Below are 11,541 nucleotides of genomic sequence, written 5' to 3'. Positions count from 1 at the left end.
TGCGGCGCCAGTAACATTAACGGCTGATACTGCAAATGATGGTTCAGGAACAGACTCTACTCGTGTTTTAGGTGCTATACAGCTAAATTCATCTAAATCATTTACAGTTACAGGTAATGATGATGCATTAGTTGCAGCTGCGAATGTTGATAATACAATTAATAGTACATCAGTTGGTGTGGATGAAGTTGATATCAGAACGCAAACAGGCTCACAAGATGCGTTAGCGATTATTGATGCTGCCATAGCACAAATAGATAGCCAGCGTGCAGACCTTGGTGCGATACAAAACCGTTTTGGTCACACAATCAGTAACCTTGCAAACATTTCTGAAAACGTATCTGCTTCACGTAGTCGTATTCAAGATACTGACTTTGCAACAGAAACTGCGCAAATGACTAAAAACCAAATCTTGCAACAAGCGGGTACATCAATCTTGTCGCAAGCGAACCAGTTACCACAAGCAGCGCTTAGCTTAATTGGTTAATAGTGTGATTAGTTACAACAACTAATGGTTAAGTCAGCATTAGTTAACTAAAATAAAAAGGAGATTGGCTTACGCTAATCTCCTTTTGTTGCATTAGCTATAGGGTAAAATGTTTAAGGAGGCGTTATGAGTGCAATAACCCAAAGCCCTGATTTTGCAGTGGCTCCACAAAAAGCGGATGATAAGCTAGCTGCGAGCCCGCAACTGACAGCAACAGCGGTTGATGAATCAAATAAAACGGAAAATACACAACAACAGCAAACAGAGCAAAATTATCAACAAATGCAGCGTAAATTGGACGAAAGTGCTGAAAAAGACGAGCTAGGCCGCGAACAGCTTGAGAAAATGGCGCAACAATTGCAGGACTTCATGGGCGAAATGAATCGTAGTTTGCAGTTTCAAGTAGATGAAGAATCGGGCCGTGATGTTATTAAAGTGGTTGATAAAAACAGTGGTGAGTTAATTAAGCAATACCCATCTGAAGAAGTGTTGAGCTTAGTGGCTAAGCTTTCTGAAACTGCGGGTTTTTTAATTGATCAAACTGTTTAAAGTTTTTTGTTAAGTTAAATGTGTAATGTGAGGAAGTGTTATGGCTATTTCATTTAATGGTTTAGGTTCAGGTTTAGCAGTATCAGATATTGTTGATGCGTTAGTTAATGCTGAGCGCACCCCTTTTACATCGCGTTTAAATAATAAAGAAGCAACCCTTACAACAGATATCTCAGCTGCAGGCGCGTTAAAGTCAGCGCTTGAAAAACTGCAAACCTCGATGGAGGCACTAGGCGAAGTTGATAACTACCAAAAGCGCAGTATTTCTGGTAGTGATGATTTTGTAACTCTAAGCTCTGACAAAGATGCGGAGCCTGGTGGTTACAATGTAAAAGTAAACAACCTTGCGACTGAACATAAATTGATGTCAAGTGCATTTGCAGAAGATGCAGCAGTAGGTGAAGGTACGTTAACTATAGCGTCCGGTGAGAATAGTTTTGATATTGATGTGTCAGATACTGCAACTTTGTCTGAAATTCGTGATGCGATTAACGACAGTAAAGACAACGACAGTGTAACAGCAACGATTATCACCGACGATAATGGCCAGCATTTAGTTTTATCAGCAAAAAACAGTGGTGTTGAAAACGCAATAAAAGTTACAGCAACTGATGCTGATGGCAATAATACTGACGCGGCAGGTTTATCGGCTCTAGCCTATGACACCGGTTCAGGGGTTACAAACATCAACGAGGTGATTGCTGCAACAGACGCTTCAATTACCATAGATGGTAATTTAACAGTTACAAGCAGTGATAACGAGTTTGCAAATGTTATTGATGGTGTAACGATCACCGCTAAAAAAGCCCATGGCACTGATGACGACGATAGTACCCTTAAAATTACAGAAAATAATAATAATATTAAAGCCGGTTTAAATAGCTTTATAGAAAGCTATAACGAATTACTTGAACTGAGTAATAATTTAGGTAAATCAGGTGAAAGCGGTGCAGGTGTGATGGCCGGTGACTCTATGCTTCGCGGCGTAATGTCAAAACTTCGTCAGCAATTAACCAGTGAAGTTAGCTTGAGTGATGGCAGTAGTTTGTCGTTATCTAAGCTTGGGGTTGAAGCAGACCGTTACGGCAAATTAAGCCTAGATACCGAACGCCTAAACGAACAAGTAGAAGCCGATGTAGACTTAGTTCAAGAGTTCTTTTTGGGTGAGGGCGATGAAGGCGGCTTTGCGCAATCTTTTGATGAGCTAATGAGTTTTTATACGGATTCAGATGGTATTGTTCAAAACAGAATCGACAGTAAACAGACTCAGTTAGATGGTTTAGATGATGAGCGCATTGATTTTGCAAGAAAAATGGAGTCGTTAGAGTCTCGTTTATACGCACAGTACAATAGCATGGATTTACTTGTCGCCCAGATGAACTCAACCAGTAGCTATGTGCAAGCGCAGCTTGATAATATGCCAGGGGTTGTTAAGCAAAATAAATAGTTGAATTAGTATGTTTTCTTGCCTGTATTTGGGTGTTACCTTTTGTAGAAATAATAATTTATCAAGCAACTAAACGCTAATTAGCGTTTAGTTGCTTGATATTTTGAAATAGCTTTATGTGATTTACGCTGGTTGATCAGCTCAGCCTGAGTTTTGTCTCTGGCGTTTTTAAGTTTAGCTGTAGCAGTTAAAATTTTGGCTTGTATAGCTAATAACTCTTTTTCTTGAGGTGGTGTTTCACTCTCACACCAATGCTTTAACTCTTGGTCAATAGCTATTAACGTTTGGCTTGCCAGCTCAATATCTGTTTTATCTATGTGCTCTGACAATGCAATGAGTAATGCATTCAGAGCGTTAAAATTCGGCATTATTGCTCAGCTTTAGGTATGCGCTCTTCGAGCGGAATAGAATCCCACCCTTCTTTTATTTCTTTAACGATACGGATAACATCATCTACTGCTGCAATGTCGTTGTTTACATTTGCTTCAGTTAACCTGCGTTGGCAAAAGTCGTACAGCGATAGTAGGTTGCTAGAGATATCCCCTCCATGCTCAAAATTGAGTGCATCTTGTAGAGCACCGAATAATAAAATGCAGGTAGAAATGTTTTCACCTTTTTTTTCAAATTCTTTACGCTCAATAAAGCCTTTAGTTGCTGCTAAACGTCCGATAATGTTACTGAAAATCAAATTGATCTGCTCATAAGGAGACATTTCATTAATGTTGCTAACGCTAACTTGACTGTACTTTTTTATCGATATGTGTGCCATGAGAAAATCCTATATTAAAAACACTGATTCATAAAAGTAGATAAGCAATATTAATGCCATTGATATTATCTTTCTTTGTGCATTTCTATAGAGATTATAGCAACGAGTATAGAATATTTTAAAATTCAAACAGGCTAAATTTGTAAGTTAATTCTTTAGTATTAAATTTTAGTGCTAAGTGACTATTTTTTGGCGTTGATGTCAATAAATTGCCGCTTAGCGCTTGCATCCCTCCTAAACTCGCTTACAATTTAGAAATTAACTAACCTCGTGGTAACTGTGGTTCGCCAATAATGATCTTAATTTTAGACAATAATAATAATCGTGCGATAGGTTTACATGCAGCACTTACCTTCATTGGTGAAACTGCACAATTAGTTGATGAGACTTCGTTACAGTCTTTTTGTGAAAAACATCAACAGCAAGAATGCATGGTCATTCTTGGTGCTCTACAGCAGCTTAATCATGAAGCTGTGATCAAACAGTTTCCAGCTATTCCATTTTTGTTAATAGGTGAAACCCTCAAACCCCTTCTTAGTATTGCTAATGTTGTAGGCTTGATATGTGAGCCTTTCAATCATGACGTAACCACTCAGTTATTGCATGACTGTCAGCAATATCAGCGTATGCTGCCTGGTGCTCATAAACAGTCTAAGTCGCAAAAATCGTTTGATGGACTTGTTGGTGAAACTGATGCTGTAAAAGATGTTCGTTTTTTAATTGAGCAGGTGGCTAAAACCGATGCCAATGTACTTATTTTAGGTGAGTCTGGCACAGGTAAAGAGGTGGTAGCACGAAACGTTCACCTACTATCTAAACGAAATAGCGGGCCATTTGTGCCAGTAAACTGCGGTGCTATTCCTGGTGAGTTACTTGAAAGTGAGTTATTTGGTCACGAAAAAGGGGCGTTTACTGGGGCAATTTCAGCGCGAAAAGGGCGTTTTGAATTAGCACAAGGCGGTACACTGTTTTTAGATGAAATTGGTGACATGCCACTGCAAATGCAGGTTAAGCTTTTACGAGTATTACAAGAGCGCAGTTATGAACGAGTAGGTGGGACAAAGCCTATTCAAGCTGATGTACGAATTATTGCTGCTACCCATCGTAATCTTGAAGAGATGATTGAAAAGGGCGACTTCCGCGAAGACCTTTTTTATCGCTTAAACGTGTTTCCAATTGAAAACCCTTCGCTAAGTGAGCGTGCTGACGACATTCCTCTACTTTTAAAAGAGTTAATGCGCCGTGTGAATGAGCAAAGTGGCACAACAGCAAAATTCACCGAACGGGCAATTCAAAGCTTAAAAGAGCATGCATGGCCGGGAAATATCCGTGAGCTAGCCAACTTAGTGGAGCGCATGGTCATTATGTTCCCTGATAAAGTGGTTGATGTGCCAGACCTACCAGCTAAATATCGTTACATTGAGGTCGAAGCCTATGAGCCTGAGTACCCTGAAGAGCTGATGGAACGAGATGCTTTCAACGATATTTTTAGCACAGGCTTTAGTGATTACGAAGACGAAGAGCTTGATACGCCAGCAACAACAGTTGATTCTGGTTTATTACCCGATGAAGGCATTGAGCTGAAAGAGTACCTTGCTGAGCTTGAAATCAGCTTAATTAGCCAAGCATTAGAGCGCTATGATTATGTCGTAGCGCGTGCGGCAGAAATCTTAGGTGTTCGCCGTACAACTCTCGTTGAGAAGATGAAAAAGTATAACCTATCGCGAGATTAACTCGCGGTAGGTTTAACGCTCTCTACATAAAGCATGTTTCTGCAGATTTGCGGCTAATATTCACTCACTATTTCGGCTTTTCTAAAACAATCATTACTGTGATCATTCACCATACCGCAGGCCTGCATATGCGCATACACAGTCGTTGGGCCTAAAAACTTAAAACCACGCTTTTTTAAATCTTTGGCAAATGCTGTGGAGGCTTCAGTAATAGCCGGGTAATCCTCTAGTTTATCTAGGTTGTTTACCAAAGGCTTACCACCTACAAACTGCCATTGGTAGTTTGAGAAACTACCAAACTCTTTTTGAATTTCAATAAAACGCTGCGCGTTATTGATAGTCGCGGCGATCTTGGCTCGATTACGAATAATGCCATCAAACTGCATTAACCGCTCGACGTCGTCCTCAGTCATTTTGGCAACCTCTTCAACAACAAAGTTTTTAAAGGCGCTGCGATAGCCATCACGCTTTTTAAGTATGGTATACCAACTAAGCCCGGCTTGTGCTGACTCTAAGGTTATAAACTCAAACAAACGGTGATCATCATATAATGGCACCCCCCATTCTTGGTCGTGGTAGGCCACATAATCTTCTTTGCTGGTGTCGAGCCACGGGCAGCGACAGTGGTGTTCTTTTTGCATTGTTCCCTCGCAAATGTCATTTTTTTGTCGGTGTTTATTTTGATTTTAATTTATTGAAATAAAACAAAAATAATTATGGTATGAATTGTGCATTTAGCTGTGTAGACACGATTTTTTGAGTATCGATTATGGCCTTGGCACATGTATTAAAACCACAATTTATCACAGCTAATCAATATAACCCATGCTTACAGCAAGAAGAGTATGTTGGCGAGTTGAGTGAGCTTCGCCAGCAAGCTAGTTGGCTAAGTCATTTAGTGCATACTATGCCTGCGGGCGTTGTGGTTTTAGATGGTCGAGGCATGATTGCAAAAGCAAATCAAATTGCTATTGATATGCTGGGTGAACCGCTTGAAGGTGAAAAATGGTTTAGCGTTATTCAGCGCTCATTTCGACCAAAGCAAGATGATGGTCATGAGGTATCACTCAAAGATGGGCGTTTAATAAAGCTTGATATTACTGCGCTTGCACCTGAGCCAGGGCAGTTAATTTTAATGACAGATTTAACAGAAACTAGGCGTTTACAAAAACGAGTAGCACATATGCAGCGCTTAAGTGCGCTTGGTAAAATGGTTGCTTCGCTTGCTCATCAGGTCAGAACGCCGTTGTCAGCCGCTATGCTTTATGCCGCAAACTTGGGTTCAAAGCGTTTACCAGAAAGCTCGCGTGGTAATTTTCATACTAAATTAATGTCACGTTTAAAAGATTTAGAAACCCAAGTAAATGACATGCTGTTATTTGCAAAAAGTGGCGAACAGCAAGTTGTTGAAAGTGTCTCGATGCAACAGTTACTCAATGAAGTAAAAGCGGGGGCGGATGCAATGGTTGCACAAAACCAAAGTACCTTAGCCGTTAACTTGCCAGAACCAGACATTGAGATTGTGGGTAATAAAACCGCACTTGCCAGTGCGATTCAAAACTTAATTCATAACAGTATTCAAATAATTGGCAAACATGCAGAAGTATCGCTTAGTGCTGAGCGCGACACCGCAAATGATAATAGTGTTCGCATCAGTGTAAGTGACAACGGTCCTGGCGTAGATATGAGTCAGGCCGAGAAATTATTTGAACCTTTCTTTACTACAAAAAGCCAAGGCACAGGGCTTGGACTTGCTGTTGTGAGTTCAGTCGCTAATGCGCACCAAGGACGGGTTGAAGTGACTAATAATGCCCATGGGGGGGCATGTTTTAGCTTGATCCTGCCAATAAGTGCAGAATTTACGTCAGCGGAGGCAAAATGAATACGAACGCAATTTTAGTCGTTGAAGACGACGCAGGCTTACGAGAAGCTTTGATTGATACACTCGAAATGTCAGGAATTGATTGCATCGCAGCAGATAGTGCTGAGCAAGCAATGGTGCTTTTAAAACAAGGCACGTATTCATTAGTGGTCAGCGATGTACAAATGGGCGCGATGAGTGGCCTTGATTTACTTCGCAGTATTAAGCTCAACTACCCTGAACTACCTGTACTTATGATGACAGCTTATGCCACCATTGATGATGCAGTTGAAGCGATGCGTTTAGGTGCGATTGATTACATGGCAAAACCATTTGCCCCAGAAGTATTGCTTAATATGGTCAGTCGTTATTTACCTGAAAAGGAAAAAGAAACAGACGGGCCAATTGTTGCAGATCCATCGAGTATTAAGTTACTCGAACTTGCGAGCAAAGTAGCGCGTTCAGATGCCAGTGTTATGGTTCTTGGCCCAAGTGGTTCAGGTAAAGAAGTGTTAGCCCGCTATATTCATGATAAATCGAATCGTGCAGATGCTCCCTTTGTTGCCATTAACTGTGCCGCTATTCCTGAAAATATGCTTGAAGCAACCTTATTTGGTTACGAAAAAGGCGCGTTTACCGGTGCCATTCAGGCCTGCCCTGGTAAATTTGAACAAGCACAAGGCGGTACCATCTTACTTGATGAGATCACCGAGATGGATTTAGGTCTGCAAGCAAAATTACTGCGTGTACTACAAGAGCGTGAAGTAGAGCGCTTAGGCGGCCGTAAAACGATTGAGCTTGATGTTCGTGTCTTAGCTACGAGTAACCGTGATTTAAAAGAAGCGGTGAGTGAAAATCTATTTAGAGAAGATTTATATTATCGCTTAAATGTGTTCCCGCTGATGTGGAAACCATTAGCAGAACGCCCGGGCGACATTGTTGTATTGGCAGAGCATTTAATTGAGCGCCATTGCCTGAAAAGTAAAGAACCCATTGCTATGTTGACCGAGTCAGCTAAGCAAAAGCTGCTAACACATGCTTGGCCGGGTAATGTGCGAGAGCTTGATAATGTTATTCAGCGTGCGCTGATATTATGTGATGGTAACAGCATTCATGAAGATGATGTCTTCATTGAAGAGTTACTAACGGTAGAGATAAAGTCAGTTGCTACGCCACCGCACAATGCACCGGTGTATCAAGAGCAACCCGTTGAAGTTAATTTAGATACAGTGCCACAGGTGAGTGAGCAAGGTAATTACAAAGACGAGCTTAAAGACAAAGAGCATCGTATTATTTTAGAAACCCTCGCACGCTGTAATGGTAAGCGAAAAGAGGTGGCTGAGACCTTAGGTATTAGCCCTCGCACCTTGCGATATAAGCTAGCGCAGATGCGCGATCTTGGGATTGCACTGCCAGCCTAATCCCCCTGCCAAAACAGTGTCAAACAAGCTCACAGCATGTGGGCTTGTTTGCTGTCAAAACTCTGACAAGCAAAATGAATTGTATAAGCCATTGAAAATGTTGGTTTTATTTTGTGGCACGGTTTGTGCTTTATCAGTTTATAAGTAAACTGTATTGTCAGAGAGTATTATGAAAGTTCAAAACAGCGCATTATTTCAAGAAATGCAATCTATGGCCCTTGAAGCTAGCCGTAGTAACTCAATTACAAATTTACCAACTCAGACACAGCCTACATCAACGGCACAATTTGGTGATCTACTTACCAATGCATTAGATACAGTGAATGGCTTGCAACAAGAAGCCAAGCAAAAAGTGACCGCTCTTGAAATGGGTGATCGTAGTGTATCGCTTGCAGATGTGATGATTGCTTCACAAAAATCATCAGTTGCATTCGAAGCAACGGTACAGGTTCGTAATAAACTTGTTGAAGCATATAAAGAAATCATGAACATGCCTGTGTAACTAGGTAGTGGAGAATTATCGTGGCGCAATCTAATCAATCAACTGATCTAGCCCTAGCCGGCGGCGGTATCGATTCAAACGATACCGATGATCAACAAGAGCAAAAGTCAGGCTACTTAAGTGCCTTAAACGGTGTAGATGTTTTACGCCAGGTAACTTTAGTGATTGCTTTGGCAATTTGTTTGGCTATCGCAATTTTTATTATCATTTGGGCACGTCAGCCAGATATGCGTCCGCTTGGTAAAATGCCAACGGAAGAGCTTATTCAAACGCTAGACTTTTTAGACGCGCAAAAGATTGATTACGAACTCGATGGTAATGTCATCTCTGTTGAAGAAGGTGAGTACCAAAACATTAAGTTATTGATGGCTCGTGAAGGCCTTGAGCAAGCGCCAAGCTCAGGTACTGACATCATCATGCAAGATATGGGATTTGGTGTAAGCCAACGCCTAGAACGTGAACGTTTAAAACATGGTCGTGAGCAACAACTTGCTCGCACTATCGAAGAGCTAAAAAATGTTACTCGCGCCAAAGTACTTTTAGCTATTCCAAAAGAAAACGTATTTGCTCGTCGCGAAAAACAACCTTCAGCTACAGTGGTTTTAACACTTAAACGCGGCCGTACGCTTGATGGTGAAGAAGTTGACTCAGTTGTTGATATTGTTGCCTCAGCGGTACAAGGTTTATCGCCAGAGCGTGTTACTGTTACCGATCAAAATGGTCGCTTACTAAACTCAGGCTCACAAAACTCACTCGCTGCACGTTCTCGTAAAGAGTATGAAATAGAGCGCAAGCGTGAAGAAGAGTACTTAAATAAAATCGACAGTATTCTCATTCCAGTGGTTGGTTTAGGTAACTACACTGCACAAGTTGATTTAAATATGGACTTTAGTGCAGTAGAAGAAACTCAAAAACGCTATAACCCAGACTTACCCGCTGTGCGCAGCGAAACGACTTTCGAAGAAAATAACATCGGCGGTCTTGCTGTAGGTATTCCTGGTGCGCTTACAAATCAGCCACCTGCAAACTCAAATATTCCTGAAATTGCTGGTCAAGGCAGTGCAGGCTCAGCGACTAACCCTAGCCGTTCTCACAAAGAAGCAACACGCAACTACGAGTTAGATACCACGATTTCTCATAAGCGTCAGCAAACAGGTGTTATTCGTCGTATTAGCGTATCAGTCGCTGTTGATTACGTACCAGAAGTTGGTGAAAACGGTGAAACGACTATGGTGCCTCGTTCTGTCGAAGCATTGTCAAATATTCGTCGTTTACTACAAGGTGGTGTAGGCTTTGATATGCAACGTGGTGATGCACTTGAAGTGGTCACAGTTCCGTTTGTTCGTGAAAACACAGAAATGGCGATTGAAGTGCCGCTGTGGGAACAAGACTGGTTCATGAAAATGCTTCGCTTAGCGTTAGGTGCCTTGGTTATTATCGTACTTATCTTGGCTGTTGTTAAACCAATGCTGAAACGCTTAATCTACCCAGACGATACACTTGAAGAGTATGATGAAGATGCGTTAAGTGCGGGTGTAGATATTGGTGATAGCACGCTAGATATGCTAAATAAAGACTTTGACTCTGCTGCTGTAGGATTCTCAAGTGATGGTACACTACAGCTGCCAGATTTACATGGCGATGAAGATTTACTCAAAGCAGTTCGTGCATTGGTTGCTAATGAACCAGAACTGTCTTCTCAAGTGGTGAAAGCGTGGTTAACTGAAGATGACTGATCAAGAACAAAAACAACTACCACCGGCGTTTGATGTTGATAAATTAGACGGTGTCGATAAAGCAGCTATTTTATTGCTGAGTTTATCGGAAGAAGATGCTGCGCAAATTCTAAAACATTTAGAGCCTAAGCAAGTACAAAAAGTAGGTATGGCGATGGCGGCGCTGGATGATTTATCACAAGCGAAAATTAGCGCTGTTCACAACTTGTTTATTGAGCAAATTCAAAGCTTCAGCACCATAGGTTTCCAATCTGAAGACTTTATCAAAAAAGCGCTTACAGCGGCACTTGGTGAAGATAAGGCTGCCAGCCTTATTGACCAAATTGTTATGGGTTCTGGCGCCAAAGGCCTTGATTCACTGAAGTGGATGGACTCAAAACAAGTAGCGAATATTATTCGTAATGAGCACCCGCAGATTCAAACTATTGTTTTATCGTATTTAGAGCCTGAGCAATCAGCTGAAATCTTGTCGCAATTTCCTGAAAAAGTGCGCTTAGATTTAACCATGCGTATTGCTAACCTTGAAGAAGTTCAACCAGCAGCACTCCAAGAGCTAAACGAAATCATGGAGAAACAGTTCGCAGGTCAAGCAGGTGCGCAAGCTGCGAAAATGGGCGGCTTGAAAGCAGCGGCAGATATCATGAACTACCTAGATACCAATATTGAAGGTCAGTTGATGGATTCGATCCGTGAGCATGACGAAGAAATGTCGCAGCAAATCCAAGATCTCATGTTTGTATTTGAAAACTTAATGGATGTTGAAGACCGAGGCATTCAAGCAATTCTTCGTGAAGTACAACAAGATGTACTTATGAAAGCAATTAAAGGAACAGATGAAGCACTGAAAGAGAAGATTTTAAGTAACATGTCGAAACGTGCTGCTGAGCTATTAGCTGATGACCTTGAGGCGATGGGACCTGTGCGTATCAGTGAAGTTGAAGCCGCACAAAAAGAAATCTTGTCGACAGCACGTCGTTTAGCTGACTCAGGCGAAATAATGCTTGGCGGCGGCGGTGGTGAGGAGTTCCTATAAACC

12 protein-coding genes are annotated in these 11,541 nt (G+C 41.5%); 9 read left to right on the top strand and 3 right to left on the bottom strand.

Going from position 1 to position 11,541, the window contains the following annotated elements; all coding sequences use genetic code 11:
- The 3 genes from L1267_RS03200 to fliD all read left to right on the top strand — a co-directional run.
- A partial coding sequence (locus L1267_RS03200; RefSeq protein WP_268842560.1) for a flagellin occupies positions 1-487 on the top strand: 487 nt, incomplete at its 5' end.
- Positions 488-613: 126 nt separating this feature from the next.
- Positions 614-1,036, top strand: a complete 423-nt coding sequence (locus L1267_RS03195; protein WP_235382078.1) for a flagellar protein FlaG — start codon at positions 614-616, stop codon at positions 1,034-1,036.
- 40 nt (positions 1,037-1,076) lie between these two features.
- Positions 1,077-2,483, top strand: a complete 1,407-nt coding sequence (gene fliD / locus L1267_RS03190) for a flagellar filament capping protein FliD (protein ID WP_235382077.1) — start codon at positions 1,077-1,079, stop codon at positions 2,481-2,483.
- Positions 2,484-2,563: 80 nt separating this feature from the next.
- Here fliD and L1267_RS03185 read toward each other — a convergent pair whose 3' ends face one another.
- Together L1267_RS03185 and fliS are read right to left on the bottom strand one after the other, a co-directional pair.
- Positions 2,564-2,851, bottom strand: coding sequence for a hypothetical protein (locus L1267_RS03185; RefSeq protein ID WP_235382076.1), 288 nt, complete (start codon positions 2,849-2,851; stop codon positions 2,564-2,566).
- Complete coding sequence (gene fliS / locus L1267_RS03180; protein ID WP_138599045.1) at positions 2,851-3,252, bottom strand: flagellar export chaperone FliS; 402 nt, start codon at positions 3,250-3,252, stop codon at positions 2,851-2,853. The genes L1267_RS03185 and fliS overlap by 1 nt, the downstream gene beginning before the upstream one ends.
- A 293-nt stretch (positions 3,253-3,545) precedes the next feature.
- Between fliS and L1267_RS03175 the strand changes: the two genes are divergently transcribed.
- The gene (locus L1267_RS03175) at positions 3,546-4,985 is read left to right on the top strand and encodes a sigma-54 dependent transcriptional regulator (protein ID WP_235382075.1); all 1,440 of its coding nucleotides are present in this window, start codon (positions 3,546-3,548) and stop codon (positions 4,983-4,985) included.
- A 53-nt stretch (positions 4,986-5,038) separates the two neighbouring features.
- Here L1267_RS03175 and L1267_RS03170 read toward each other — a convergent pair whose 3' ends face one another.
- Positions 5,039-5,626: a DNA-3-methyladenine glycosylase I gene (locus tag L1267_RS03170; protein ID WP_135923855.1), complete on the bottom strand. Its 588-nt coding sequence runs from the start codon at positions 5,624-5,626 to the stop codon at positions 5,039-5,041.
- Positions 5,627-5,754: 128 nt separating this feature from the next.
- Here L1267_RS03170 and L1267_RS03165 point away from each other — a divergent pair, with 128 nt between their 5' ends.
- The 5 genes from L1267_RS03165 (at position 5,755) to fliG (ending at position 11,538) form a co-directional block, all read left to right on the top strand.
- Positions 5,755-6,867 carry a sensor histidine kinase gene (locus L1267_RS03165; protein ID WP_135923856.1) on the top strand — a complete coding sequence of 371 codons (1,113 nt, stop codon included), beginning with the start codon at positions 5,755-5,757 and terminating at the stop codon, positions 6,865-6,867.
- Entirely contained in the window at positions 6,864-8,267 is a 1,404-nt protein-coding gene (locus tag L1267_RS03160) for a sigma-54-dependent transcriptional regulator (RefSeq protein ID WP_135923857.1), read from the top strand. Before L1267_RS03165 ends, L1267_RS03160 begins: the two co-directional genes overlap by 4 nt.
- A gap of 169 nt (positions 8,268-8,436) precedes the next feature.
- Positions 8,437-8,769, top strand: a complete 333-nt coding sequence (gene fliE, locus L1267_RS03155) for a flagellar hook-basal body complex protein FliE (RefSeq protein WP_135923858.1) — start codon at positions 8,437-8,439, stop codon at positions 8,767-8,769.
- A gap of 20 nt (positions 8,770-8,789) precedes the next feature.
- Positions 8,790-10,505 (top strand): flagellar basal-body MS-ring/collar protein FliF, encoded by a 1,716-nt coding sequence (gene fliF, locus L1267_RS03150; RefSeq protein ID WP_235382074.1) that lies wholly within the window; start codon positions 8,790-8,792, stop codon positions 10,503-10,505.
- Positions 10,498-11,538 (top strand): flagellar motor switch protein FliG, encoded by a 1,041-nt coding sequence (fliG, locus tag L1267_RS03145; RefSeq protein ID WP_036970138.1) that lies wholly within the window; start codon positions 10,498-10,500, stop codon positions 11,536-11,538. Before fliF ends, fliG begins: the two co-directional genes overlap by 8 nt.
- The last annotated feature ends 3 nt before the right edge of the window (positions 11,539-11,541 follow it).

It is taken from the genome of Pseudoalteromonas sp. OFAV1 (genome assembly GCF_021532595.1).
GTDB classification, from domain to species: domain Bacteria; phylum Pseudomonadota; class Gammaproteobacteria; order Enterobacterales; family Alteromonadaceae; genus Pseudoalteromonas; species Pseudoalteromonas lipolytica_C.
The sequence above is the reverse complement of the archived record's forward strand: the minus strand, read 5'-3'. Positions and strand labels throughout refer to the sequence as shown.